Raw genomic sequence first — 26,275 nt, 5'->3', positions numbered from 1 at the left:
AACCGTAAAGAATATCGCTTGAGCAACCGTATTGAAGTCTATTAATATGAAAATGAATGTATTTTTATACATATAAAAAGATATTAATTTTCATAAAAACTGACCGCTCAATAGTAACAATGACGAATGCGTCCATAACGATACAAAAGGAGTTTTGTACATGACACATAAACGCACCATGACCTCTCTGCTTTGCGCAAGCGCTTTAATGTTCGGCTTAAGTGCTTGTAGTGACAACAAAGCACCTGCTGCTGGTGATAAAGCCACTGAAGGTGACACATCCACATCAGGTACTTTAAACAAAATTAAAAGCTCTGGCACGATCGTGCTGGGTTATCGAGACTCGTCCATTCCATTTTCCTACATTGCAGCAAGCCCGAACCAACCTGTGGGTTATGCACATGATTTACAACTTAAAGTTGTAGAGGCAGTTAAGCAAAAACTCAACATGCCTGATCTGAAAATCCGCTATAACCTCGTCACCAGTCAAAATCGTATCCCGTTGGTGTCGAACGGTACTGTGGATCTGGAATGTGGCTCTACCACGAATAATAAAGAGCGACAGCAACAAGTCGATTTCTCTATCGGTTTCTTTGAGGTCGGCTCAAGACTGTTAACGGCGAAGGATTCAGGAATTAAGGATTTTGCTGATTTAAAAGGTAAAAAATTAGTTACGACCGCAGGCACCACATCTGAGCGCTATATTCGCCAGCATCAACAAGAATTAGGAATTGGTGAAATCATTTCAGCCAAAGACCATGCTGAGTCATTCCTGATGTTACAAAATGGTCGTGCTGTCGCGTTCATGATGGATGACATTCTACTTGCAGGTGAGAAATCCAAAGCCAAAGATCCAAGTAAATGGGATATTGTCGGTACTGCACCTATCCAAGAAATTTATGGCTGTATGCTGCGCAAAGGCGATACAGGCTTTAAACAGGTGGTCGATGATGCAATCAAAGCGACTTATGCTTCAGGCGAAATCAATCAAATGTATCAAAAATGGTTCCAGCAACCGATTCCACCTAAAAACATTAACCTAAATTTTGAGATGTCTGATCAACTAAAAGCGTTAATCAGCAATCCGCATGATCGAGATCAGTAGACTTCTTGCATAAATCCCTTTTATTTCTCCCGATGGGAGAAATAAAAGAAGAGTAAAACTTATGAAAGAGATCGAGTCATTTATCTTCGATAACTAAAATATTATTGCGGAACCGGGGAACAATGGATGTTCTCCCGCTTCTTCTCAGGAGTTATTATGAATTATAGCTGGAACTGGGGAGTTTTGTGGCAGTCTACAGGTGTGGGAGATACCACTTACCTGAACTGGATTATAACGGGTCTGGGATGGCTAGTGGTTATTGCTGTGGTGGCATGGACCATTGCCATGCTTCTTGGCAGCATCCTTGGCATCATGCGTACGCTCCCGAATAAAACAGCCAGAGCCATAGGTACGGCCTATGTCACTCTGTTTAGGAATGTTCCTTTACTCGTTCAATTATTTATTTGGTTTTATGTGGTTCCCAACTTTCTGCCTGCGCCAATTAAAAACTGGTGGATGAGTGATCTTGGTGCCAATACTACAGCATTGATTTCTGCCAGTATCGGACTAGGCTTGTTTACCGCGGCACGTGTCTGCGAACAAGTTCGGACGGGCATTGAAGCCTTACCCCAAGGTCAGATCAATGCTGGTTATGCCATGGGTTTTTCGACGGTGCAATTGTATCGCTATGTGATTCTGCCACAGTCTTTCCGTACCATTTTACCCCCGCTTAGTTCAGAACTAACCAACTGCGTAAAAAACACTTCTGTGGCTTCGCTAGTTGGGGTTGCTGAAATTATTTCGCAGATGAAAACCATCAGTGAATATACCCAAAACACCATCGAAATTTATACCTTTGTCACCCTGATTTTCATTGTCATCAATGTCTGTCTGATTTCTGCAATGAGCCTACTGGAAAAACGTCTGCGTATTCCTGGTTTAATTTCAGGAGGGAAGTAGTATGGAATGGCTTACTTCTTTTCTAAATGATTTGCAGCAATCTGGACCTGCGCTCTGGCACGGTTTCAGCATCACCTTAAAAGTGGTAGTCATTGCCACCATTGGCGGTATTATCATTGGTACGCTGCTCGCACTGATGCGTCTATCTTCGATTAAAATCCTAAATCTGATTGCTCAGGCCTATGTGAACCTATTCCGTTCCATCCCCCTGCTGTTGGTACTGATGTGGTTTTATTTTGCGGTTCCGTTTATCTATACCGCAATCACAGGCAAATATCTGACCATTGATACCGCCCTCGTTTCCAGTATTGTGGCGTTTATGCTGTTTGAAGCCGCCTATTTTTCTGAAATTGTACGTGCAGGTATTCAGTCGATTCCCAAAGGTCAGGCAGCAGCAGCAGCAGCATTGGGCATGAGTTATGGTCAATCTATGCGGCTGATTATTCTTCCTCAAGCTTTTCGGAAAATGACCCCGTTGCTGCTTCAACAGACCATTATTCTATTTCAGGATTCTACCATGGTGTATGCCATTGGTTTGCTGGACTTTTTCAGAACAAACTATGTCCGTGGAGACTTAATGGCTTTGCTGACCCAATATATTTTATTTGCAGGGTTGGTGTACTTTACCGTCAGTGCCATTGCGACATTCGCAGTTAAACGTTTACAAAGGAGGTTACGTGTATGAGCGACAATAAAGTAATGATAGACCTCCAAAATGTCAGTAAGTGGTATGAAAAATTTCAGGTACTGACTGATTGCTCTACTCAAATCCGTCAAGGTGAAGTGGTTGTGGTGTGTGGTCCGTCTGGTTCTGGAAAATCAACACTGATTAAAACCGTGAATGGTCTTGAGCCTTTTCAGCAAGGTAAAATTATTGTGGATGGCATCCCCATTCATGATCCTAAAACGGATATGACCAAATTACGCAGTCGTGTAGGCATGGTATTTCAGCACTTTGAACTGTTTCCACACTTGAGCATTACTGAGAATCTGACCATTGCGCAAATCAAGGTGCTTGGCCGCTCAGAAGCAGAGGCAAATAAGAAAGGACTGGCCTATCTAGATCGAGTTGGCTTAAGTGAACAAGCCGCCAAATATCCAGCCCAACTTTCAGGCGGTCAGCAACAACGTGTCGCGATTGCCCGCGCCCTATGCATGGACCCCATTGCGATGTTATTTGATGAGCCAACATCTGCACTTGACCCCGAAATGATCAATGAAGTGCTTGATGTGATGGTTGGACTTGCAAAAGAAGGCATGACCATGATGTGTGTCACCCATGAAATGGGCTTTGCTCGTCAGGTTGCCAATCGCATTATTTTCATGGATCAAGGGAAAATTGTAGAAGACTGTTCCAAGGATGAATTTTTTGGCACCCCACGTGGTGAACGTGCTCAACAGTTTCTTGATAAAATTTTGCACTGATATTTTTTAAAATACCAATCGCTAATAAAGCAGCCTCTTTGGGCTGCTTTATGCTGAAATAAGATCAAATGATTTATCTTCTGATCAATCACATCACTAGATGTATTTTCAATTCCGTAAATGAACCACAATATGATAAAGTGACTGCTGATTGAAATGGATATGATGACTTAGGAATAGATTGCTGCCAATGGATGACTTTCAAAAATTCTTAGAAACCACTGTTATCACTCAACAAGATTCAATCCAAGCATACGAATTAAGCACGGGTAAAGTCTGGTTAAAGAAAGCGTCTGAACGTCATGGGTTGTGGTTATATACTCCTTTAAAATGGTTAGCCAAAATATTTAACCTTGGTGCCATGATCCCTGTACCCAATCAAGGTGGGGCTGCTGCGATTCAATGTGAATATAAACGTATCCAACAACTCAAAATACTCGGGATTTCTACCCCGAATGTTTTAGCACTATCTGAAAAAGGGATTTTGTTAGAAGATATTAGTGCTCAACATCAAAGTAAAGTAAAACAACTTGATCAAGCCTTGACGAGTCGAAGAACAAAGCCCGAAGCACAATTTTTATTATTTACCCAAGCCATTCAAGCCATCCAAAATATCCATTCAAAAGAGGGGTATTTAAGTGAAGCATTTGCCCGTAATATTTTAGTCGATAAGCAGAATCAGTTTAGTTTTATTGATTTTGAAACAGACCCGCGAGATGTACTCAGCTTGCATGATTGCTTTGTCCGTGATTGGATACTTTTTATTTTCTCCACAGCTTATCATTTTGAGTCAGAGCAATTAACCCAAGCAAGCCAAATTTTTCATAACGCTTTACAGACTGAACCACAAGTCTATAAAGATATCTGTAAAATCGGTAAACGTTTAAATTGGGTATTACGTCTTCATGTCAATAAAGTAGGTCATGATGGACAACGCATTCAAAAATGTGTGTTATTTCTACGTTATTTAAGAGATCACGCCGAATCCACAACGAGCTAAAAAAGGCTTTGTTTATTTTCTAGCATCAAATTTGGTGCTTATTTCATATAACTCTAGTTTCTTTGGTAATTTAACCAATACCGATAAACCACCCAAATCAAGGCTTTTCGATAACGTCAAAACGCCGCCTAAGCGTTGAGTCGCCTTATCGACAATCGAAAGTCCAAGGCCACTCCCCACTTCTAAATGATGATGGATACGATAAAAGCGTTTCAATACTTCATCGTATTTTTCTGGCTCAATCCCAGCACCACTGTCTTCGATTTGGATATAAGCAAAGTCATCCGTATCACTAAAAACCGAAATATTAATAATGCCCTGATTAGGCGTGTACTTAATCGCATTGTCGATCAAATTAAAAATAATCGAATGTACTGTTGATTCAAGACTCTGCATTTCAATCAATTCATTGCGTACAAAACCTAAATCGATTTCTTTTTGCATCGCTAAATTGACCAATTGCTCAACACAGTTGAGCGCGACATCATTTAAGCGAAATTGTGTATTCGGCTCAATCAAACTCAGAGCCACGTCTTGTTTCGCCAGTGCTAAAAGCTGTGTGACCAAATGTTGGATTCGCGCTAAACCTTTACTTAAATTTTGTAAGGCATCATGTTCAGGAAACTGCTTAATCAAAATTCGCGTTTGTAAATTCAATGCAGTTACAGGGGTTCTCAGCTCATGTGCGGCATCCGCAATAAATTGTTTCTGTTCCGTTTGAGCATGTTGAATCCGCTCAAATAAACGATTCATTTCTTCAATCGTCGGCATAAGCTCTTGAGGATAATGATCACTATTAATCGGTGCGAGTCCATCCGAATCACGCTGAGTCAGTTCTGTCTTAAAATCATCCAAAGGCTTTAAGTTCAAACTAATAATAAAAGCCAAAACCAAGATCGCAATCGGCAATAACAGCAAATATGGCATAAACATGCTGCCCGCCAACTCCCACGCAAAGGTTTGGCGCACACTTTCACGTTGACTGACTTGAATCTGATAGTGTTTAAGCGGAATGATATAAACACGCCAGTTCCCTTGATTGGTCTGCTGGCGATAAAAACCAGCTTGTTTAACTGGCGGAAGCAATAACTGACTTGGATCAGATAAATGGTTGTGATCTTGATATGCCCAAATATCAACCAACAGCGCTTCTTTATGATAATAATAGGTTTCGTGCGATTCGATACGACTCGCCATACTTGGCACTGGGCGAGTTGCGGATTGCTCTGCCATATACTGCATTTGCGTATCTAAAATCTTATCGACTTCATGCAACGAAATTCTGTAGGCGGCTAAAATCAATAAACAACCCAACAATAGACTGAAAATCGAGGTTCCCCAGATCAGTCTTTTCTTGAGCGAATAATGCTTAGCTTTTTTCATCACGTTTATGCTTGCCCCAAACGATAACCCAAGCCACGTATGGTGCGAATAAAATCTTTGCCCAGCTTGGCACGCAAATGATGTACATAAACCTCAATGGTATTACTGGTCACTTCACTATCAAAATCATATAACTTATCTTCAAGATTTACTTTAGAGAAGATTTTATTTGGATGTGTGACCATCGGGATTAGAATCGCCCATTCACGATTAGACAACTCGATTTGTTGCCCCTTAAAGGTTGCCAAATGTTGTTCCACATCGAGTACCAACTCACCACATTTGAGTAGCTGCGACTGATTTTTTAGCTGAGCCGTATCCGAATGCCCTCTCCGCAATAATGCATGAATCCTTGCCAGCAACTCATCGAACTCATAAGGTTTAACCAAATAATCATCTGCACCTTGATTCAAACCATCCACACGGTTTTGCAATTGATCTCGTGCTGAAATAATTAATACTGGAATCGAAGTACGCTGACGAAGTTGTTTAAGAATCTGCATCCCATCCATCAAAGGCAAACCTAAATCCAATAACACCAAATCAAAAGCATGTTTGCTCAATAAAGCCAAGCCATCTACGCCATTGTTGACCCACTCCACATCAAACTGATGATATTGCAATAGCGTCAAAGTTGACTCTGCAATCATAAAATCATCTTCTATCATCAAGATTTTGGTCATGATTTCATCTCACCTTATGGATTCAAACATGTATCTAACATGTCATTTTTAGGGTTAATTATCTTACTTTTAATATCCAACAAGCTCAGCATGGTTGGAAATAAATTATCTTGGCTAAGCTCATCTTTGGCTTGCTGAGCGAGACACTGTACTTGTTTTTTTGCGTGTTGTTTCCATGCGTCAGAAAACCACATCAACATCGGGATATGCGTTTGTTGGGTGGGTGCAATCGCATAAGGCGCACCATGTAGATACATACCGCTTTCACCCGTTGACTCACCATGATCTGATAAATACCATAAAGCTGTTTGATATTGCGTTGTATTTTTTAGTGTTTTAATTAAAACATCTAAAATATGATCGGTATAAAGCAAACTGTTGTCATAACTGTTAATCAATTGTTCTCGTGTACACCCTTGAATGGCATTGGTTTCACAGGTTGGGTTAAACACTTTAAATTGTGGCGGAACACGTCTGTAATAGGCTGGCCCATGGCTGCCGATTTGATGGAGTACGATTAATCGCGGTCGCTTGTCCTTTTGATCAAGTTCAGCTAAATAAACACCAAGGCTATCAACGAGAATATCATCTAGACATTCACCCTCATTACACCACTTCTGTTGTAAAGATTCAGGGATTTTAAACTGTTCAACACGATCACATGCCCCTTTACAGCCAGAATTATTATCAATCCAAGTGACTTGATAACCTGCACGCTTTGCTATATCCAATAAGCCTTCGCGGTGACTCGCAAGCTGTTCATCATAGGCTTTTCTTGGCATGCCTGAAAACATACATGGAACGGAGACTGCGGTGGCTGTCCCACAAGAACTGACTTGTGAAAAGTTTAGAATATCTTGTTTGGAGAGTTTGGGATTGGTCTTCTTAGCATAGCCATTTAACGAAAAGTTTTCTGCGCGGGCCGTCTCACCCACGACCAATACCATCAATTTCGGCAATGTTGATGCACTCTTTGCCTGCATATTCGCGTCTTCACCATAGCTTAGCAACGCTAAATTCTGTTTCGGTGCTTTGTGCTTATAATACGATGCAATAGATGCGATCAGATTTTGTGGTGAAATCATTTCTTTCAAATCACGATTTTCACGAAAGATCGCTGAAAAATCGACATAAAAAATAAACAGTAAACCCGTAATCAATAGCAACGAAAGTACAAGAGAAACTGCTTTTTTCCAGATGTGTTGAAGAAACGATTCTAACGTCAATGTCACGGACAAAATCAAAATAGTGGGAAATACCACCATGCCTAAGCCCCATATCACCAAATCCCAAGACCATATATCACGCACTTCTGCGATATCGGTTTGCATCAAATTCTGGATTTGGTCTGGCGTGATCAACACCCCTAAGCTCGTCACTACATAGGAGGAAAAGCCACCCATCACCACCAATACAATCGCAAGCGGCTTAGCCGTCCATGTCCAACTGAAAATCTGCAAAATAAAGTAATATGCGGCTGCAACCACAATCACCGATGCAGTGATGAACAATCCTGACTTGATCCCAGTATATGGCGTTAGTGCCTGTATTTTTTCGTAGAATACAATATTCAAAAAAACACCTAACCAAATTGCAAGCATCAGATTGAATGCAAATAGTGAGATAGTCTTGGTCTTGATTTCCTGTGGCGGCATCACATTGTAAAATTCGATTTCTGAGCTGTTTAAATATAATTTAAGAAACTTAAAAATGACTTAAAGCTCTCTACGAAACTGGTGGCTATTCATATATAAAAAGTCGAGGTTAACGTTAACCTCGACTTTTTATAACTTAAGTTTTGATCAATTTTAGAAGCTGTATTTAGCCATCAAGCCAACACGATTATCTTTATAAGACTTGCCATCGAAAGTTTCACGTTTACCGTTGATATACTCTACCCCCATATCAATAGGTTTTACTGGCGTATAGATAAAGTTGATCCAAGCTTGTTGGACTTTTTCATTGGCGGTAGCATTGGCTTTGGCATAGTCTGTACCATCATCGGCGAAGTGAGCACCGTATGCTAAAGTCGAACGCAAGTTCGGTAAAATCTTATAGGTTCCACCTACCTGCACTGCGATTACTTCATTCTGCTCAATATCATTATTCACTACTGTATAGGCAGTGTTGCTACCATATAGATAACTACTATTACCCACGACATAAGAGGCATCAGCAAAAAGCTTCAACGGGTCAGCAACTTTAAAGTCGGTACCTACAGCAATCCCCCAACCCGTTTTATCATCACCCGCATTTTCTGATTTATAGTTTTCAACTAAAGCCCGCGCTGAAGCCGAACCTTTACCTTCTGCATAAGCTTGCGTCACTTTAGCAGTCAGCACAGGTAATCTATACTTAACTTTATCATCAGTTGCTGAGCTATCGCCTTCTTCTGCTGAAACAAGTAATTGTGTAGTCGGGCTCAATTTGTAGTTATAACGTACTTGCGGAAGACGCTTTGTACCACCACCAATGTTGGTGGAGAAGTCAATCATTTCAGGTGCGTGACTCGACAAGAAGTTAGAAGTCGTTTGACCAAAAAGCCAGTTGTTATAAGTTAAGTATGCATGGCGGATACGTAATGCTTCATTGGTGCCCGCGAAGTCTACTTCAACCTTCCCCCCAACCTTCGCATCACCAACTGGCGTGGTAAAATCTAAACCAAGACGCGTTGTTTTGGCTGTGGCTCGTAATTTATCTTTCGTTTCGCCAGTTGACTTACTTACAGCATTAAAATCATCGTCTGCACCTTCAACTATGTAGTTCGCATCTCCCCGAACAAAACCATATAGGCTCACATCAGCACCTGTCTTAGATTTTAACGAAGCTAATGGAGAAACGGGTGCAGTTGCTTGAGGTTGTGTTTTAACTTCAGCTAACTGTACTTGCTGTTGTTGCTGTACTTGTTGCTGCTGTTGCTGCACTTGTCGTTGTTCTTGAACTAAAGCTTTTAATGCTTCAACTTCTTGACGAAGCTTTTGAATTTCTTCTTTATCCGAAGCTGCCGCATGTGCTCCACTCATCATCAAAGCGGTGACCGTAAGCGCTAAGCCTTTAATTACAAATGATTTATCATTAAAAATAGTTCCATCAAAAACTCCTAATCTATATTTTATATTGCCTATCCATGCTAAGTTGATCTGCACTATTCCTAAGAACTGAAGAACCAACTGTCTTCCAAAGTATTGAGTTGCATGGATTTGGTTACTAAGTTTCTACCCTTACTTCTTTGAGTAACAAATCCTACACAGCACCTTTATCTTACAGAACGATTAAAAAATTATTTCATTATTCTTATTTAGACTTTAGGCTAATACCCAAGGGCGATGAGGTCTTGTAAATTTACTTAGCTATTCACATGATTTTACTAATTGTAGCTACACCACTCCTTTTGTTTTTTTATTCCTAATTCACATAAGTTATGTGTAGGGTCTGTTGAAATTTCACAGATGCTTGCGACAGTGGACATTTTTTAAATGGTACAAGGCATGTTTTTCGAAATTTAGTCACTCTAAATGAGAAAGACATAACGTAGTAACAGCAAAAAATGTCCCTGTCCCATAGGGTTATGGCTAAAACATACACTTCACAACATACTTAAAAAGCATATCCAAAATATAAAAATGAGTTACCTTTAACATTAAAATATTTTATTTCAAACACTTATGATTATTTTTTATGTAAAACTATTTTTTTCCACAAGTAAATCGGCATTAATGTAAATACACCAACAATCACAATAATAATCAAATAATTATAATAACCAAATAAATCCCCCAGTACACCACTGACCATGTACAGTGAACCGCTTACTGTCGCCATAATCGACACCTGAAAAGTAAAATCTGTTCCTGCAAATGCTTTGCGACTGTATTGCATAATCAAAGTCAACATCACCACCAGCAGCATCGCAGAACAGGCATCTTCAAATGCATTGACTGCATATAACCACACAGGGCTAAGCTGATATTGCTGTTCATAGGCAAATGCTAAAAACACATAACCGATTAAACTACTGATTTTTAAAACTGAGAAAAAAATCAAGGCTGAGGGTCTGGAAACAGATCGAAGTAATACACCTGCAAGCCCTGCTCCGATGAGTGCCGCAACAGCACCAAACATGGTGATGTAAACCCCAATCTGCGAAAAGCTTAAACCCATATCAACCATTAAGGGTTTTAATAATGGCCCAGATAAACCATCTGCAACTTTAAAGCTCACTAAAATAATCAACCATGCTTTTAACTCTGCGGATGATTTAAAATAATTCAAATAGTTTTTAATGGCTTGAATAACCGGAGTTGCAACTGCTTCAGGGTTATTTTGTTTGCTGGAATGTATTGGTTCTTGAAAAAATAAAACAGGTAGCGTATTCAAAAAAACCAATCCAGCCAATGTCAAAAAAGTCGCTTGCCAGTGTAGCCAGTCTAAGCCCCAAAGCACGGCCCCACCACCCACAATAAAACCAAGTCGCGAACCGATCACTTGAAAAGTGTTGCCCCAATGTTGCTGATCACTTTTTAGTAAATTTACAGCCAACGCATCTGTTGCAATATCTTGGGTTGCACCCGTTAGATTCATTAGAAAGAGTAATGCAAAGAAAATGAGTAAATAACTCGGTTGATCCAAGCTTTGGATCGGGAAAAATGAAAGGATAATTAGGATAATCACACTGCATAATTGCGTTGGGATGATCCAACTGCGGTACTGCCCTAAGCGCGACAATCCGATTCGATCAACAAAGGGTGCCCAAAAAATTTTAATCGCCCAAGGCAACATCAACAGACCAAAACCGCCAATATGTGCCAATGACACCCCTTGTGCTCTTAAAATCACAGGCAAAGCATGCGTCATAAAGCCAACAGGTAATCCCTGTGCCCAATATAAAGAAAATAACAGGACATAAACCTGCCGCATATTCGGCATTATTTGCATTCCTTTAGAGTTCAATCAGCGCGCCTAAGTATCTAATTCTTCCAGCATAGTGACAATAAAATCTTATTTTTTGCCAATGCAGCCGATTTAATCAGCGTTTAACATAAAATAAGTTGTCATTATATATCTTCATTTATGCCACAACATTTTCCTGATTTACCGCCGCTCGTTCCACAACGTGGAACCGCATCTAGCCGTGCATTATGTAAAAAACTTTTTCTTCGTCAAGGTTGGAAGATCGTTGGCGAAATCCCTAATCTACCCAAAGCCGTTGCGATTATCTCACCACATACCTCGAATATTGATGGATGGTATGGTTTTCTAGCCATCGGCGGTCTAGGTTTAAAAGTCACTGTTTTAGGCAAAGATACTTTATTTAAACCGCCCTTTAAAGCTTTTCTCAAATGGGCTGGACTAGTGCCTGTACATCGTGACACTGCCCACGGTCTGACCGAACAAGTGGTTGCGACCATTCAACAATACGACAGAATATGGGTCGGGATGGCGCCTGAAGGTACACGGAAAAAAGCGGAGAAAATGAAAAGTGGTTTTTATCATATTGCACATGCGGCTAGTATCCCGATCGTCATGTTTGCCTTTGATTATGATCACAAAACTATTTATAGCTTAGGTGCTTTCACACCAACAGGACATTATCAGCAAGATCTTGAGCAAATCATGCAACGCTATGTTGGTCACTTCTCTCCAAAGAATCCAGAATGGCTGGCCGAGCCATTACAAAAACTTGTGAAAAAAAAACTAGAAAAAAAAGGGCAAATCTGATCTGATGTGCCCTTCCAATTGGTTAATTTATCTACACTCGATATGAATATTGCTCGACTGTCTTGTTTGGCACTTGTTAGCTTCACATTATTTGGCTGTGATCCCACTGCAAAAAAAACTGTCCCTACTCCAACGATTCAAGCGCGTGAGCCTGTCATTGCGATTGCCTTGGGCGGTGGTGGTGCGAAAGGCTTTGCCCATATAGGTGTAATTAAAGTACTGGAGTCACATGGAATTAAACCCAAAATTGTGACGGGAACCAGTGCAGGTAGCTTTGTTGGCAGTATTTATGCCAGTGGACAAACGCCTTATCAAATGCAAAATCTTGCACTCAAACTGCAAGAGTCTGATATCCGCGACTTAACCCTTAATAGCCAAGGATTCGTTCTGGGTCAAAAACTACAGAATTACGTCAACGCGCAAATTGGCAACAAACCGATTGAGAAATTTCCAATCCGTTTCGCAGCCGTTGCAACACGCTTAGATAATGGTAAAAAAGCCGAATTTATCAAAGGCAATGCGGGTCAGGCTGTACGTGCCTCTTGTAGTATTCCAAACGTATTTGTACCTGCGCTCATCGGCAACACCAAATATGTTGATGGTGGTTTAGTCAGCCCAATCCCTGTTAAAACAGCAAAAGATATGGGTGCTGATATCGTGATTGCAGTCGATATTTCTGCTCGCCCAACGGGTGATAAGCCTTTGAGCATGTGGGGGCTGTTAGATCAGACCATTAATATTATGGGACAACACAGTATTAATGAAGAACTCAGACAAGCGACTGTGGTCATTCAACCCAAAGTAGGACATTTAGGCGTGCTTGATCTAAAATCGAGTAATCAAGCCATCCTAGAAGGCGAGAAAGCCGCTCAAGCGAAGATCGTCGCCATTCAAAATGCAATCACTGCTTTTAAGAAGTCACCTGCTGCATTAAAGCCTGCTCCAGCGCCTAAATTCTAAAAAAACAATCTTTTTATATTCATAAAGATAATGATCTGCTAGAGTATTGGAGGTGAATATTTATTCACCTCCAATACTTTAATAATGCGAGCAAATCTATGGAGTTTGTAGTTGAACCTTGGCACTGGTTTGTATTAGGGATTTTACTGATTCTTTCAGAATTGATCATACCTGCATTCGCCGCTTTATGGTTCGGCATCGCAGCAGTCATGGTCTGCATTTTATTGTGGCTTTTCCCGATGATGGGCTTTCCAACGCAGGTCATTACTTGGGGCATTTTATCTATTTTATGCACCATTCTTTGGTTCAAATTTATCAAGCCACTTTCAATAGATAAAACCAAAGCAGGACTATCTCGTGAAGCGACTATCGGGCAAGTTGGGATGGTCATCCAAACTGGGCTTGAGCACGAACAAATTTTAGTCCGCTTTTCACTCCCTGTATTGGGTTCTGATGAATGGCATTGTCGCTGTACAACGCCAGTCAAAGTGGGTGATCGCGTTCGAGTAATTGATATTTTGGGCAATGATTTAGTCGTCCAACCACACTGCATTTCATAAACAAAAAAGAGGGTTTCAAATGTCTGTCGGTACTATAGTTGTCATTGCGTTTTTAGCATTTGTTGCGACAACCATTTTCAAAGGGGTACGTCTCGTTCCTCAAGGTTACAAATGGATTGTTCAACGATTGGGTAAATACCATACCACTTTACGTCCTGGTCTAAATTTCGTTATTCCTTATATTGACGAAGTCGCTTATAAAATCACCACAAAAGATATTGTTTTGGATATTCCGTCGCAAGAAGTGATTACTCGTGACAATGCTGTTTTAGTGATGAATGCTGTGGCATATATCAATATTACAACACCTGAAAAAGCAGTCTATGGTATTGAGAACTATACTTGGGCGATTCAGAACATGGTTCAAACTTCACTTCGTTCAATCGCTGGTGAAATGGCTTTAGATGATGCTTTGTCTTCACGTGATCAGATCAAGGCAAAACTTAAAGCAGCCATTTCTGATGATATTGCAGATTGGGGAATTACCCTTAAAACTGTTGAGATCCAAGATATTCAACCATCACATACCATGCAATCTGCAATGGAAGCTCAAGCGGCTGCTGAACGTCAACGTCGTGCAACCGTAACTAAAGCTGATGGTGAGAAACAAGCGGCGATCTTAGAAGCGGACGGTCGTTTAGAAGCATCTCGTCGTGACGCAGAAGCACAAGTTGTTCTTGCTGAAGCATCAAAACGTGCCATTGAAATGGTAACAAGTGCTGTTGGTGACAAAGAAACACCTGTCGCTTACTTGCTTGGTGAACAATATGTGAAAGCAATGCAAGAGTTAGCTAAATCAAGCAATGCCAAAACTGTGGTATTGCCTGCTGACGTCTTGAATACGATTCGTGGATTGATGGGTAAACACTAAACTTGTCTCTACCGATATCCTCAAAAACAGCCTACGGGCTGTTTTTTTATTGGGCCTTCAAACGTTTTTGATCTTTGAGTGGAAGCTTTTTCACGACGAGCGTATAAGAATCATGAATCAAATCGGTTAGTAAGTCGTAGCTGAGTAAATCGTTTGCAACAATAGAAATCCAGTGTTTTTTATTCATGTGATAGCCAAGTTTAATAAAAGAATATAATTCTTGGTATTCTAGAATCTTATATGGATCACATTTTACATTGACCATTTTGACACCATTCACCTCGGCCGTGAGCAAGAAGATTTTACCTAAAATCTTAAAAACTTCATAATCAGGTCCGAAAGGCTGGGTATGCTGAGCAAAAGGAAGTTGTGCTGCAATCTCTAGTGCCTCTTGATGTAACTGCTCTCCATCCATGAGATGCTCCTCGATGAATTTATCTCAATCGGCAAGATCATTAAAATGACAAACAATTAGCTTTTTCGTGCAAGCAGAAAATGTGAAATCTCCAACAACTCCCGAGCTTGATCACCAAAGTGTGCTAAGGCCTCAAAAGCTTGGTCATGCAAAGTTTGAGCATAAGCTTGGGCTTGCTCTAATCCCATAAGCGCAGGATAAGTCGATTTTTGAACCTGCTCATCTTTACCCGCCGTTTTACCTAAAGTTTCTGTGCTCGCGGTAATATCCAAAATATCGTCTTGCACTTGGAAAGCCAGACCAACGGCCTGACCAAACTGACGTAATTTAGGAATCGCCTGATCCGTCCCTGCAAAAATCGTCACTGCACCCATCATAACTGCAGCTTGAATCAACGCCCCTGTTTTATTGCGATGAATATTTTCCAACTCAGCTTGATCGACCATTCGAGCTTCAGCTTGGATATCTAAAACCTGTCCGCAAACCATTTTTGAGCTGGCTGTTGCTAAAATCTGAACTTGTTTAAGCACAATCGCGGCATCTGTTCCCTGCCCTTGCTCATCGAACAAGCGACTACCCAAAATCTCAAATGCCATCGACTGCAAAATATCCCCTGCTAGTAAAGCAGTATCTTCGCCAAAAGCGACATGACAGGTTGGTTGTCCACGGCGCAATAAATCATTATCCATACACGGCAAATCATCGTGCGCCAATGAATAGCAATGAATCAGTTCCACTGCAACAGCCGCACGACGAGCAGCGGCAAAATTAGGGTTGGGTTGTAATGAAGCAGTTGCATAGCACAAAGCAGGACGAACACGCTTTCCACCCAACATCACGGTGTGATGAACTGCTGCTTTTAAAGGTTCTGGAATTGAAAACGCAGCCAATGCGGTCAATAAATCTTGTTGAATACGTTGTTGAGCTTGTTTTAAAACATCCGCATTAACTTGAGAAATAGATGACACAATTGCCTCGGGAAATCTGAATGGAAGAATAAAATGACAAGACACTTTAGCCTGTCAGAATGGCGATATCATAACATTATTTATGATCCTAAATTGTGTTTGAATTTTTAATCAAATCAAAATAATAAAGTCCCCGAAAATGGAGACTTTATCTAACATCACGCAATGAATTTAGAACGTATCACCAGGTACACGTACCCAACCTTCCATTAACACACGCGCACTACGGCTCATAATGGCTTTTTTCACAGCCCATTTTCCATTGATAAATTCAGCCTGAGCGCCAACACGAAGCGTGCCTGATGGATGGCCAAAGCGAACCGCCTCTCGCTCATTACCACCAGCAGCCAAATTGACCAAAGTACCCGGAATCGCAGCCGCAGTACCAATTGCAACAGCAGCCGTTCCCATCATTGCATGATGTAATTTACCCATAGAAAGCGCACGAACCAGTAAATCAACGTCAGCTGCTTCAACAGTTTTACCACTTGAAGATGGATATGTTTTAGGTTGAGAGACGAAAGCAATCTTCGGGGTGTGCTGACGTGATACAGCTTCAGAAATATCTTTAAATAGCCCCATTTGAACTGCACCATAAGCACGAATCTTTTCAAAACGAGCCAATGCAGCGGCATCTCCATTGATATGATCTTGTAACTCTGTACCTTGATAACCAATATCTTCTGCATTCAGAAATATCGTTGGAATACCGGCATTAATAAAAGTTGCTTGGAAAGTCCCAACCTCAGGAACATCGAGTTGATCAACGACATTTCCAGTAGGGAACATATCGCCTCCCTCCTCACCATCATCAGCAGGGTCTAAAAATTCAATTTGAACCTCTGCTGCGGGAAAAGTCACGCCATCCAGCTCAAAATCACCTGTTTCCTGCACTTGGCCATTGGTGATAGGTACATGCGCAATAATGGTCTTTTGGATATTTTTCTGCCAAATACGTACCGTACATATCCCATTTTCAGGAATACGATCTGCTTCGACCAAACCATTTGAAATCGCAAATGAACCCACAGCAGCAGTGAGATTGCCACAGTTACCACTCCAGTCTACGAAAGGTTGATCAATGGAGACTTGTCCAAATAAATAATCCACATCATGGTTTGGCTCTGAACTTTTTGCCAAAATCACCGTTTTACTGGTACTCGAAGTTGCTCCACCCATCCCATCAATTTGTTTGCCATATGGATCTGGGCTACCAATAACACGTAAAAGCAGTAAATCACGTGCTTTACCAGCGACTTGTGCCTCTTCTGGTAAATCATCCAATTTGAAAAACACACCTTTGCTTGTACCACCACGCATATAGGTTGCTGGGACTTTAATCTGTGGAACTGAACTCATGTTAATTTCATCCTTTTATCATGTTCTTGGTACAAAATGTTGCATCTAAAACTACGGTATAGCGATATACCCTATTTTTCTAAGTCTAAGGTCAGGGTTAAAATCTACTCTGTATATTCTGCATATTGAGATGATTTAACAATGGCAACAAAATAAAAAAATGTGATCTAAACAGCAAAACAGTGTTTTGGTTGCTCAAATATTCTTCTCCCACCATTTTACCGTCAATTCAAATATATGATTTTAAAATATTTTTCAAAACTACTTTCCAGTCATAGCCTTCCTGTACTTTTACTAGGCGAAAATCTTTCAATCTATTAGAATAATCCACTTATTCCTCGTCGAGCTCAGTCCTTTGAACAACGATTCCTCTCAACTTCAGCGTGGACTAAAAAACCGTCATATCCAACTCATCGCAATGGGTGGGGCAATTGGTACGGGGTTATTTTTAGGTTCTGCACAAGTGATCCAGTCTGCTGGACCATCTATTATTTTGGGTTATGCGATTGGCGGTTTGATTGCTTTTCTAATCATGCGTCAACTCGGTGAAATGATCGTCGAAGAACCTGTTGCAGGTTCATTTAGTCATTTTGCATATCAATATTGGGGTAAATTTCCAGGCTTTTTGTCTGGTTGGAACTATTGGGTCCTTTATATTTTAGTGGCGATGGCGGAACTCACCGCTGTCGCAAAATACATTAGTTACTGGTGGCCTCATATTCCTGCTTGGTCTTCAGTTTTATTCTTCTTTGTAGTCATCACCGCTGTCAACTTAACCAATGTCAAATTCTACGGCGAGTCAGAATTTTGGTTAGCAATCATCAAAGTCACCGCAGTGATTGCGATGATTCTTTTTGGTTTGTTCTTGATTGCGACTGCTGATGCAAATTCAACCGCTTCATTTAGTAATCTTTGGACCCATGGCGGCTTCTTCCCAAATGGTTTTGAAGGCTTATTCTTCATGTTGGCTTTCCTGATGTTCGCTTTTGGTGGTATTGAACTGATCGGAATGGCAGCGGCTGAAGCGAAAGATCCAAAGAAAACGATTCCGAAAGCCATTAACCAAGTCGTGTTTCGTATCCTGATTTTCTATATCGGTTCATTAACGATTTTACTATCGCTTGTGCCGTGGAATCAGCTTGACTTAGGTGGTTTGGATAAAAGCCCATTTGTAATGATTTTTAGTCAGATGGGGATCGGCTGGGCTGCTCATTTATTGAATTTTATTATTTTAACCGCAGCACTCTCAGTTTATAACAGTGGTATGTATGCCAACAGCCGTATGTTGTTTGGTTTAGCTCAACAAGGTAATGCACCGAAGGTATTTGCCAAAACCAACAAACAAGGCGTACCAATCCCTGCTGTTTTACTCTCTGCGTTATTGATCTTTGGCTGCGTACTCTTGAACTACTTTGTGCCAGAAGAAGCACTTGGTCATTTGATGTATGTGGTTGTCGGCGCTTTAGTTTTAAACTGGGCAATGATTAGCTTAACGCACTTGAAGTTTAAGGCGATGGTAAAACAGAAAGACCTAAAAACCAGCTTCCCTGCGCTTTGGTCACCTTTTAGTAACTATCTAGTTTTAGCATTTATTGCTGTAGTTCTCTATATCATGTGGCAGCAAGGCTTTAAAGAGTCTGTCCTGATGATTCCAATCTGGATTGTACTCATGTTTATTTTATTTAAAATTCTAAATCGTAAATCCAAGACCTAACACTTGATCGGTTAAATCAAAAAGTGATTGCTTCGGCAATCACTTTTTTGTTTATAATCATTGCACTATGCGCTCATAGCTTAACTGGATAGAGCAGTTGCCTCCTAAGCGACCGACGTGGGTTCGAGTCCCGCTGAGCGTACCAATCAGAACTTGAAACTATAATCAATATTGAAACGTGTTTCGTTGGCTGAGTGAAAAGTCATATTCATCGGCATATCGTTACGATAGTGAGAAAAACGTGCACGCATTCCCAAACCCTGTAATTTTCCTTCAGGGACTTTATACCCTAGATCGAACTCAATTGATTCCTCTTTAAAACGTTGATCTCCATATTGGAGCAAATCAATATCTTCCCCTTTCGCATATCGGGTCATAAAGCGAAGTCCATTTAAGGGCAGATCACCTAACTGTGCATTTTTAAAGTCATACTCATAACGAACTGAATAGACTTTTTCATCCTTGTTGGAATAATCCGAACTCATAAAATCAAGCACAACAGGACTTTCGGTTCCCGACAAAAATGGCAATCCGGTCGAACCAAACGACTGCATATATCCCAAAGAAATCGTATGATTGTGATAATTCAAACCAAATAAACCACTCATATGACGGTTATCAATCTCTCCGATTTGTTTGCTTCCAGTTTCAGTACTATTAAAAAACCGTACATCACTTAGAAAATTAAGTTGTTCGTTTAAAGCCTGCTTTCCGTTAAAGCCTAAAAATTGTTGTTGGTAAATATCTTTAAGTTCAGCATGATAAGCGCGCAAACGGTAATCTTTTAATTGGTAACTGCCCCCAAAACTATAGAAGTGCTCAGTCGTTGCGGCTCTATCAAAACGGTGGTTAATATTATCTGCACCAACATCGGTATAGCGAATCGAATCGCGTTGACGAACTTCATCGACATAAAACCCTTCTAACTGAAAATTGGGAATTTCATTGGAAACAAAGCGAATGCCACGATAAGTCTGTGGAAACAAACGCGCCGGAGATGAAAATATAGTCGGCAATTGCGGCACCAGATCTCCTACGAAAAGTTCATTTTTTCTAAATTTAGCTTTACCTGTTAGCCCGATTTTTCCATAGTAATCATCGCGCGAATTATCGGCATTTATTTGCAATAAACCACTACGGGCATAATCATCTACCCGACTTCCCATTAGGTTAAAACCAGCCATAGCCAATACATCGACACCGAATCCAACTGGACCTTCGGTATAACCCGACTGTCCTTTAAAAATTAAACCCTGAGCCCAATCTCGCGCAGCAGTAGAGGGATATTGGTCTTTTTTATAATCTCGATCAAAGTAAAAATTTCTAAGTGTCAGTTCTGCGCTACTGTCCAAAATCAGCTCAGCATGCGCCAAATGACTAAATAACGGGCACAAGCAGATCCCCACCCATACAGATGTCCTTTTCATTTATTATCTCAACTATTTAATTTTAAGCAGATTTAAGAGGTCACTTCTGAAGAAAATTCTTGTACTTGGTTTTTCCGATAAAAAGCTTTTGCTAACGCTAAAATCAGGAAAATAGCAAAAATAAACACGACCCCGTAGTACGCATAAAGTGTGGCTGGTGCTAAACCTTTATCCAAGAAAACACCTGCAACGGTTGGCGATAAAATAGCGCCAATACGCCCAAAACCAATCGCATAACCCACGCCACGACTACGGATATCAGCCGCATAGATTGTAGGTGAAATCGAATATAAACCTGCTACACAGCCATTAATAAGTGTCCCTAAAAGCAATCCAACAATTAGAGCCACACTTACTTGTGCCGAAACAGCAACAAATAAAAATACACAAATTGCGGTTAATCCTAAAAATAGGCTTAATGCGTAGAAGATTTTGATACGAGACGCAAGTAAACCAATAATTGCGGCCCCAAAAATCCCACCAATACTGATTAATATACCGATAGTCACACCTTGATCAGCCGACATGCCCATCGAAATTAAAATCTTTGGTGTCCAACTCATCACAAAATAAAAACCGAACATTACTAAAAAGAAAGCAAACCAAAGACAAAGCGTTTGAAATCCAAGATGACCACCAAACAACTTCGCAAAATCGCCCCGATTATCTTCATCAGTTTTTAGATAAAATGGTAAAACTGAAAGTGGATTAGCTCCCATACGTAGCATGGTGCTGTTAACTTGTTTTAATGCCTGTTTTGGTCTTTTTGCTAATAGATAATCTAAAGATTCTGGTAATAACCAAATACTCACAAACAGCATCATGATCGTTGCAATACCACCCGCCAAGAAAATTGAACGCCAACCTAAATGCTCAATCAGTGCAAGCGATAACACACCACCCAATGTTGCACCAACACCATAACCAGTGGACATCAAACTCACCGCAAGACTTCGCCATCGACCGTTCGCATATTCACTCGCCAAAACATTACTACTTGCAAGAATACCGCCGACTCCGATCCCTGTGATAAAGCGGAGGAACGCCAACATACTATGACTATTGACCAAAGCACACGCTGACATACTTAAGCCCGCAATCACAAGGCAAACCAAGATCAATAAACGGCGACCAATTTTATCAGCGAATGGAGCCAAAAAAATCGAACCAGCAGCCATACCAAATAGTCCTGCACTCAATAGCAACCCTATTTGTGCCCCAGAGAGTGACCATTCCACAGATACTGAAGGTGCAGTAAAGGCCATGACCATGACATCAAAGCCATCGATAATGTTTAGACAAATACAAATTGAAATCACGAACCACTGATAGCGGCTCATCTTATTTTGATTTATTTCACTGAGAACATCTCTGCTCATGTGTATATCTCCAAGATTGGACAAAATACACATATATCAAAGCAAAAAGCGTGCGATGGCTAATCATGCATATCCCTATCCAAAATGATTTATAAAAATTGTTTGATTTCACAAACCGTATGCTATCGATACGGTTGTTAAGCATCCTGCTACTTTTATATTGAATAAATGGATCCAAAAAATCAATATGTTTTTCAAATCAATTTAAAATTTAAAATTATACTCTTGGATTTTATCGTTTTTAAGCCTAAACAATATAATCAATAAACATTTATTAAATTATTAAAATTAAATATGGATCCAATTGTAAAAATAAATTATGCTTTTAGTGAGCTTACTTTTTAAACAAAAAATACCCCTTGAGTGCACGATGCACCACCCAAACCAAAGGATTGCGATATGAAGCTAAAAAAAATAGCCCAGTTCACACTTGGACTCACTTTTCTAGGAAGCCCCCTCCCCATAACTCATGCCAAGACAGCCCAAACGCCTAATATCATGATTATTTTGGCAGACGATTTGGGCTTTTCAGACATAGGGGTTTACGGTAGTGAAATTAAGACACCAAACATTGATCGCTTATTAAAGCAAGGAAAAATGCTTTTCAATTTCCATGCGTCATCAATGTGCTCACCAACCAGAGCACAACTCATGACAGGAGCTGACAATCATCTCGTGGGTTTAGGCGCGATGTATGAAACATCCAAACGCCAAGAGACTCTAGTAGGCAAGGATAGCCCTCGCGCACTACTAAAAATTGATGGTTATTCTGGTCATTTAACCCCAAATGCCTACACCCTCGCCGAAATTCTTAAGCGCAAAGATTATTACACCTTCATGGTTGGTAAATGGCATTTAGGTCACGCACCAGAACACAATCCTCATGCACGTGGTTTTGATCAATCCTTTGTCCTACTGGATGGCTTCGACTTACACTTCAAAGAGCAACCCAAAAACTATCCACGGAAGGTCCAATATACCGAGAATGGTCAAAAAACCGAGTTGCCCGATGGCTATTTCTCCACCGATTACTTTACTCAAAAAGCTTTTGAATATCTTGATAAGAATAAACAAGCCAAACCTTTCTTTGCTTATCTTGCCTATACCGCACCCCACTGGCCAATTCAGGCACCAGATGCTTATTTAAATCTTTATAAGGGAAAATATGATCAAGGCTATGACGCGATCAGAAAACAGCGCTTTGAAAAGCAGAAAAAATTAGGATTGATTCCAGCTAACGCGAAACTCCCAACACAACAAGGAAATCAGGCACTCAATACCAAAAGCTGGTCAGAGCTATCTCCAGAAGAACGTAAATATGAAACTCGGAAAATGGAAGTGTATGCAGGCATGATCACCCAATTGGACGATCGTATTGGAGATGTTATCCAATATCTAAAAAAACATAATCAATATGAAAATACACTCATCATTTTCATGTCTGATAATGGCGCCGAAGGGGGAAATCATAACTTCCCAATGGGTGAAGCAGACAACAGCTATGAAAATATTGGTAAAGCCACCTCCTATGTATATATGGGACCACGTTGGTCAGAAGTGAGTAGCACACCCTTCACCTATTGGAAATCTGCCGCCTCAGAAGGTGGTGTGCGAGTCCCTTTTATCATCAAATATCCGCAACACCTCTCCAAAGATCGAGGAATCAACAATCATTTTGCGACTGTACGCGATGTCTTCCCAACCGTGATGGAACTAGCAAATATTCAATCTGATCAACTTTACCCAACATCAAGCAAAAAAACTCAACCCTCTGGTTTTAGCCTAATTCCTGCATTAAAAAGCAATCATGCACGTATTCGCCCCATAAATTACTACGACTTCAAAGAGCTACACGGTAGTCGTTATGCAAAAAATGATGAATGGAAAATTGTAGAAAACTCACCATCAAAATTCAACAGTCAAGGTTGGGAACTTTATAATTTAAAAAGAGATTTCAATGAACAGCATAATGTTTCTACTCAACACCCAGATATCGTAAAAATCTTAAATGATAAGTACTTAAAATATGCCGATGAAAATGGTGTTGTCGATTTCGAACAATACATCAAGAAATAGGAGTTAGCTGATGAAAATGATCATCATGCTCTTACCACTCCTCTTCATATCTGGATGTCAAAAACATGCACCCAATGAGCAGATGGCTTTAAACCTAGGCGACATATCAAAATGTTCAGATTATTCTGGCCTACCTCCCGATTGGCCAGAAAACAACACTGCAGGTAAGATTCAACTCCCTGCTGGACAAATTCAGCTTGGTTCAACACAAGGTTATGACGATGAAAAACCTTTCAAACAAGAACCCAGCTCAGTCAAATCATTTTGGATTGACGCAACCGAAGTAACCAACGCTCAATTTGCTGAGTTTATCCAGCAAACTGGCTATATCACAGATGCTGAAAAACAAGGCGGTGCCGCTGTTTTTGCTCAACCGACTACCCCCGTAGAGGAAATGCAATGGTGGACTTTTAAACAAGGAGCTAATTGGAAGCAGCCCTGGGGTACAAATAGATCTCCACTTCCAAGTGAGCCTGTACGCCTAATCACATGGAATGACGCCCATGCCTATGCACATTGGTTAGGACATGACCTACCAACAGAACTCGAATGGGAATATGCCGCCAAAGGATTTCAACAACAGCCAGATATTGGCCCAACCCATCAAGGACACATTATTGCAAATTACTGGCAAGGTGAATTCCCCTATCAAAACACCCAACAAGATGGCTTTGATGACGTGGCGCCCGTAGGTTGTTTCAAGTCAAATCCCTTTGGGCTATACGACATGATTGGAAATGTTTGGGAGTGGACTCAAACGCCTTATACAGGACCAAGAGACCACCATATGGGAAATCCAGCAATTTACAGAAATGACCCAAACAGTATCCTTCAATACACCATTAAAGGAGGTTCATACCTGTGTGCAAGTAATTATTGCGCACGTTATCGCGCTGCTGCGAGACACCCACAAGAGCTTGATTTAGCAACGAGTCACGTTGGATTTAGAACCGTAAAAAGGAATTAACATGAAAGATTTTTTAACGTATGGGATGTTTGTCTCAGGGATTACTATTGCCTGCTGTTCTGCATATGCAACCGAAACTTTTAATTTTCAAAATGAGCTTAGCTTTAAAACCTTTAGCTTTGAGCGCGACTACAAAGATGATCGTAGTGCGAATTCAAACAGCTTGAGCCAAGGCTTGCTCTATCGTGGCGACTGGTCGGTAAAATTAAATGATGTCCAACTTCACCTTATGCCCAGCTTACAATATGCCTATCGGCTCAGTTCCGATCAGCACTCAAATGACTTCACCCTACCATTTGACCCTGACACAAAACAACAAGCCCAGCACTACAGTAAATACGGTTTAGGCGCAGCAGTTGAGTACCAAGACTTTCGTATCAATATCGGTGAAATCACTCCAAATACCCCACTGACACCACAAGTAGACACCCATCAATTAAGGGTTAATTACAAAGGCGCTGAATTTAAATATCATCATCAACAACAGAATTTCACGCTCGGATTTATCAACCGATATTCTCCTCGAAATGAAGAGGACTATAGAAAACTGGCTATCTCCAAACAAGAATCTGATGGTTTATATTTTTTCGAATGGAATGGAAAAAAACCACAGTACACATGGAAATTCTACAATGGTTATTTAACCGATATCATCAATCAGAGTTACTTCGCCTTTGACTATCAATGGTCAAATCAACACAGTACAAAATTCCGCATGCTTCAACACACAGATATTGGGAATGCAAAATTAGGTGAATACAACAATACATCCTTAGGCGCAATGCACTTTATACAGCATGGTAACTTTAGCACCGGATTCGGCTATCAAGAGAATTTTGGTAGAGATGGGATACCCAAACTCGATGGATCACCGATTCCACACATGATGAACTGGACATTAGGGGCATTTACTAAAGCCAATGAAAAATCCTATCACTTCGTGACTAGCTATGATTTTAAAGACTACATAAAAGGACTAAAGATCACCTACAAATACATATACGGCGATTCATTTCAAACGCAAAATAAAGATGATTTTGAACAAGAAAGCGACCTACTCATCCAATATGATTTAAATCACGTCGTCAAAAATTTGAAACTTCTATTCTTAAACATCAACTACGATACAAAATATGGAAAAAGCCTAGATGAACAAAGAATGATGCTTCACTATATGGTAAAATTTTGAAAAACCCTCAAATATGGATCCAATAAGTCCCTTTCTTTAGATCACCCCATAAAACAAACCAACCTAAAAACATCAATTTAAGCACAAAATAACAGTTAAATTTGAAGTCAGCCCGACTTGATGGGTTGACCAACTTTATCATTTATTATAAATTGGATCCAATAAGTGATAAGGAG

General features: G+C 40.4%; 23 protein-coding genes and 1 tRNA gene. 14 read left to right on the top strand and 10 right to left on the bottom strand.

Annotated features, from left to right (window positions below; genetic code table 11):
* Window positions 1–160 precede the first annotated feature (160 nt).
* From MMO38_RS01425 to MMO38_RS01405, 5 genes are all read left to right on the top strand, one after another.
* A complete protein-coding gene (locus tag MMO38_RS01425; protein ID WP_004669287.1) occupies window positions 161–1,105 on the top strand; it encodes a transporter substrate-binding domain-containing protein in 945 nt (314 codons plus the stop codon).
* Window positions 1,106–1,261: 156 nt separating this feature from the next.
* Window positions 1,262–2,005, top strand: a complete 744-nt coding sequence (locus tag MMO38_RS01420) for an amino acid ABC transporter permease (protein ID WP_004669289.1) — start codon at window positions 1,262–1,264, stop codon at window positions 2,003–2,005.
* A 1-nt stretch (window position 2,006) separates the two neighbouring features.
* Window positions 2,007–2,690 (top strand): ABC transporter permease subunit, encoded by a 684-nt coding sequence (locus tag MMO38_RS01415; protein ID WP_004669291.1) that lies wholly within the window; start codon window positions 2,007–2,009, stop codon window positions 2,688–2,690.
* 14 nt (window positions 2,691–2,704) lie between these two features.
* A complete protein-coding gene (locus MMO38_RS01410; RefSeq protein WP_171063413.1) occupies window positions 2,705–3,430 on the top strand; it encodes an amino acid ABC transporter ATP-binding protein in 726 nt (241 codons plus the stop codon).
* A 190-nt stretch (window positions 3,431–3,620) separates the two neighbouring features.
* Window positions 3,621–4,430, top strand: coding sequence for a serine/threonine protein kinase (locus tag MMO38_RS01405; RefSeq protein ID WP_241322212.1), 810 nt, complete (start codon window positions 3,621–3,623; stop codon window positions 4,428–4,430).
* A 12-nt stretch (window positions 4,431–4,442) separates the two neighbouring features.
* On the opposite strand, the gene MMO38_RS01400 is transcribed toward MMO38_RS01405, so the two are convergent.
* From MMO38_RS01400 to MMO38_RS01380, 5 genes are all read right to left on the bottom strand, one after another.
* Entirely contained in the window at window positions 4,443–5,813 is a 1,371-nt protein-coding gene (locus MMO38_RS01400; RefSeq protein ID WP_241322210.1) for an ATP-binding protein, read from the bottom strand.
* A gap of 5 nt (window positions 5,814–5,818) precedes the next feature.
* Window positions 5,819–6,496, bottom strand: coding sequence for a DNA-binding response regulator PmrA (locus MMO38_RS01395; RefSeq protein WP_004669301.1), 678 nt, complete (start codon window positions 6,494–6,496; stop codon window positions 5,819–5,821).
* Window positions 6,497–6,510: 14 nt separating this feature from the next.
* On the bottom strand, window positions 6,511–8,151 hold the full coding sequence (locus MMO38_RS01390; protein ID WP_241322284.1) for a phosphoethanolamine--lipid A transferase: 1,641 nt from the start codon (window positions 8,149–8,151) through the stop codon (window positions 6,511–6,513).
* Between the two features lie 153 nt (window positions 8,152–8,304).
* Complete coding sequence (locus tag MMO38_RS01385) at window positions 8,305–9,579, bottom strand: DcaP family trimeric outer membrane transporter (RefSeq protein WP_241322282.1); 1,275 nt, start codon at window positions 9,577–9,579, stop codon at window positions 8,305–8,307.
* Between the two features lie 586 nt (window positions 9,580–10,165).
* Entirely contained in the window at window positions 10,166–11,422 is a 1,257-nt protein-coding gene (locus tag MMO38_RS01380; RefSeq protein WP_241322208.1) for an MFS transporter, read from the bottom strand.
* Window positions 11,423–11,566: 144 nt separating this feature from the next.
* Here MMO38_RS01380 and MMO38_RS01375 point away from each other — a divergent pair, with 144 nt between their 5' ends.
* The 4 genes from MMO38_RS01375 to MMO38_RS01360 all read left to right on the top strand — a co-directional run bounded on the left by MMO38_RS01375 (window position 11,567) and on the right by MMO38_RS01360 (window position 14,605).
* Window positions 11,567–12,214: a 1-acyl-sn-glycerol-3-phosphate acyltransferase gene (locus MMO38_RS01375; protein ID WP_241322207.1), complete on the top strand. Its 648-nt coding sequence runs from the start codon at window positions 11,567–11,569 to the stop codon at window positions 12,212–12,214.
* Window positions 12,215–12,256: 42 nt separating this feature from the next.
* Window positions 12,257–13,174: a patatin-like phospholipase family protein gene (locus MMO38_RS01370; protein WP_241322280.1), complete on the top strand. Its 918-nt coding sequence runs from the start codon at window positions 12,257–12,259 to the stop codon at window positions 13,172–13,174.
* A 98-nt stretch (window positions 13,175–13,272) separates the two neighbouring features.
* The gene (locus MMO38_RS01365) at window positions 13,273–13,734 is read left to right on the top strand and encodes an NfeD family protein (protein ID WP_004669312.1); all 462 of its coding nucleotides are present in this window, start codon (window positions 13,273–13,275) and stop codon (window positions 13,732–13,734) included.
* Window positions 13,735–13,753: 19 nt separating this feature from the next.
* A complete protein-coding gene (locus MMO38_RS01360; protein WP_004669314.1) occupies window positions 13,754–14,605 on the top strand; it encodes an SPFH domain-containing protein in 852 nt (283 codons plus the stop codon).
* A 46-nt stretch (window positions 14,606–14,651) separates the two neighbouring features.
* On the opposite strand, the gene MMO38_RS01355 is transcribed toward MMO38_RS01360, so the two are convergent.
* The 3 genes from MMO38_RS01355 to prpF all read right to left on the bottom strand — a co-directional run bounded on the left by MMO38_RS01355 (window position 14,652) and on the right by prpF (window position 17,347).
* Entirely contained in the window at window positions 14,652–15,020 is a 369-nt protein-coding gene (locus MMO38_RS01355; protein ID WP_241322205.1) for an MmcQ/YjbR family DNA-binding protein, read from the bottom strand.
* A 56-nt stretch (window positions 15,021–15,076) separates the two neighbouring features.
* Window positions 15,077–15,988, bottom strand: coding sequence for a polyprenyl synthetase family protein (locus MMO38_RS01350; RefSeq protein WP_241322204.1), 912 nt, complete (start codon window positions 15,986–15,988; stop codon window positions 15,077–15,079).
* Window positions 15,989–16,159: 171 nt separating this feature from the next.
* Window positions 16,160–17,347: a 2-methylaconitate cis-trans isomerase PrpF gene (gene prpF / locus MMO38_RS01345; RefSeq protein ID WP_241322202.1), complete on the bottom strand. Its 1,188-nt coding sequence runs from the start codon at window positions 17,345–17,347 to the stop codon at window positions 16,160–16,162.
* A gap of 355 nt (window positions 17,348–17,702) precedes the next feature.
* On the opposite strand from prpF, the gene MMO38_RS01340 reads away from it, so the two are divergent.
* Together MMO38_RS01340 and MMO38_RS01335 are read left to right on the top strand one after the other, a co-directional pair.
* Window positions 17,703–19,061, top strand: a complete 1,359-nt coding sequence (locus MMO38_RS01340) for an amino acid permease (RefSeq protein WP_241322200.1) — start codon at window positions 17,703–17,705, stop codon at window positions 19,059–19,061.
* Window positions 19,062–19,130: 69 nt separating this feature from the next.
* A tRNA-Arg gene (locus MMO38_RS01335) sits at window positions 19,131–19,206 on the top strand.
* 1 nt (window position 19,207) lies between these two features.
* Here MMO38_RS01335 and MMO38_RS01330 read toward each other — a convergent pair.
* Window positions 19,208–20,488, bottom strand: coding sequence for an OprD family outer membrane porin (locus tag MMO38_RS01330; RefSeq protein ID WP_241322198.1), 1,281 nt, complete (start codon window positions 20,486–20,488; stop codon window positions 19,208–19,210).
* 32 nt (window positions 20,489–20,520) lie between these two features.
* Entirely contained in the window at window positions 20,521–21,867 is a 1,347-nt protein-coding gene (locus MMO38_RS01325) for an MFS transporter (protein ID WP_241322196.1), read from the bottom strand.
* Window positions 21,868–22,266: 399 nt separating this feature from the next.
* Between MMO38_RS01325 and MMO38_RS01320 the strand changes: the two genes are divergently transcribed.
* Genes MMO38_RS01320 through MMO38_RS01310 form a run of 3 tightly spaced genes read left to right on the top strand, consistent with a single transcriptional unit; the run spans window position 22,267 to window position 26,099 of the window.
* Complete coding sequence (locus tag MMO38_RS01320; RefSeq protein ID WP_241322194.1) at window positions 22,267–23,943, top strand: arylsulfatase; 1,677 nt, start codon at window positions 22,267–22,269, stop codon at window positions 23,941–23,943.
* A 10-nt stretch (window positions 23,944–23,953) separates the two neighbouring features.
* Entirely contained in the window at window positions 23,954–24,910 is a 957-nt protein-coding gene (locus tag MMO38_RS01315; protein ID WP_241322193.1) for a formylglycine-generating enzyme family protein, read from the top strand.
* Between the two features lies 1 nt (window position 24,911).
* Window positions 24,912–26,099, top strand: coding sequence for an OprD family outer membrane porin (locus MMO38_RS01310; protein WP_241322192.1), 1,188 nt, complete (start codon window positions 24,912–24,914; stop codon window positions 26,097–26,099).
* The last annotated feature ends 176 nt before the right edge of the window (window positions 26,100–26,275 follow it).

Origin of the sequence: Acinetobacter sp. NIPH 1852 (genome assembly GCF_022549455.1) — a bacterium.
Lineage (GTDB): Bacteria > Pseudomonadota > Gammaproteobacteria > Pseudomonadales > Moraxellaceae > Acinetobacter.
This window is presented reverse-complemented; position numbering and strand designations above follow the sequence as displayed.

What these genes read in the sequence shown, in the direction of transcription:
- MMO38_RS01325 (WP_241322196.1), bottom strand. Translation starts at nt 21,867, where the DNA reads ATGAGCAGAGATGTTCTCAGTGAAATAAATCAAAATAAGATGAGCCGC.
- MMO38_RS01395 (WP_004669301.1), bottom strand. Translation starts at nt 6,496, where the DNA reads ATGACCAAAATCTTGATGATAGAAGATGATTTTATGATTGCAGAGTCA.
- MMO38_RS01410 (WP_171063413.1), top strand. Translation starts at nt 2,705, where the DNA reads ATGATAGACCTCCAAAATGTCAGTAAGTGGTATGAAAAATTTCAGGTA.
- MMO38_RS01415 (WP_004669291.1), top strand. Translation starts at nt 2,007, where the DNA reads ATGGAATGGCTTACTTCTTTTCTAAATGATTTGCAGCAATCTGGACCT.
- MMO38_RS01390 (WP_241322284.1), bottom strand. Translation starts at nt 8,151, where the DNA reads ATGCCGCCACAGGAAATCAAGACCAAGACTATCTCACTATTTGCATTC.
- MMO38_RS01405 (WP_241322212.1), top strand. Translation starts at nt 3,621, where the DNA reads ATGGATGACTTTCAAAAATTCTTAGAAACCACTGTTATCACTCAACAA.
- MMO38_RS01310 (WP_241322192.1), top strand. Translation starts at nt 24,912, where the DNA reads ATGAAAGATTTTTTAACGTATGGGATGTTTGTCTCAGGGATTACTATT.
- MMO38_RS01355 (WP_241322205.1), bottom strand. Translation starts at nt 15,020, where the DNA reads ATGGATGGAGAGCAGTTACATCAAGAGGCACTAGAGATTGCAGCACAA.
- prpF (WP_241322202.1), bottom strand. Translation starts at nt 17,347, where the DNA reads ATGAGTTCAGTTCCACAGATTAAAGTCCCAGCAACCTATATGCGTGGT.
- MMO38_RS01380 (WP_241322208.1), bottom strand. Translation starts at nt 11,422, where the DNA reads ATGCCGAATATGCGGCAGGTTTATGTCCTGTTATTTTCTTTATATTGG.
- MMO38_RS01375 (WP_241322207.1), top strand. Translation starts at nt 11,567, where the DNA reads ATGCCACAACATTTTCCTGATTTACCGCCGCTCGTTCCACAACGTGGA.
- MMO38_RS01400 (WP_241322210.1), bottom strand. Translation starts at nt 5,813, where the DNA reads ATGAAAAAAGCTAAGCATTATTCGCTCAAGAAAAGACTGATCTGGGGA.
- MMO38_RS01330 (WP_241322198.1), bottom strand. Translation starts at nt 20,488, where the DNA reads ATGAAAAGGACATCTGTATGGGTGGGGATCTGCTTGTGCCCGTTATTT.
- MMO38_RS01315 (WP_241322193.1), top strand. Translation starts at nt 23,954, where the DNA reads ATGAAAATGATCATCATGCTCTTACCACTCCTCTTCATATCTGGATGT.
- MMO38_RS01320 (WP_241322194.1), top strand. Translation starts at nt 22,267, where the DNA reads ATGAAGCTAAAAAAAATAGCCCAGTTCACACTTGGACTCACTTTTCTA.
- MMO38_RS01425 (WP_004669287.1), top strand. Translation starts at nt 161, where the DNA reads ATGACACATAAACGCACCATGACCTCTCTGCTTTGCGCAAGCGCTTTA.
- MMO38_RS01420 (WP_004669289.1), top strand. Translation starts at nt 1,262, where the DNA reads ATGAATTATAGCTGGAACTGGGGAGTTTTGTGGCAGTCTACAGGTGTG.
- MMO38_RS01360 (WP_004669314.1), top strand. Translation starts at nt 13,754, where the DNA reads ATGTCTGTCGGTACTATAGTTGTCATTGCGTTTTTAGCATTTGTTGCG.
- MMO38_RS01370 (WP_241322280.1), top strand. Translation starts at nt 12,257, where the DNA reads ATGAATATTGCTCGACTGTCTTGTTTGGCACTTGTTAGCTTCACATTA.
- MMO38_RS01365 (WP_004669312.1), top strand. Translation starts at nt 13,273, where the DNA reads ATGGAGTTTGTAGTTGAACCTTGGCACTGGTTTGTATTAGGGATTTTA.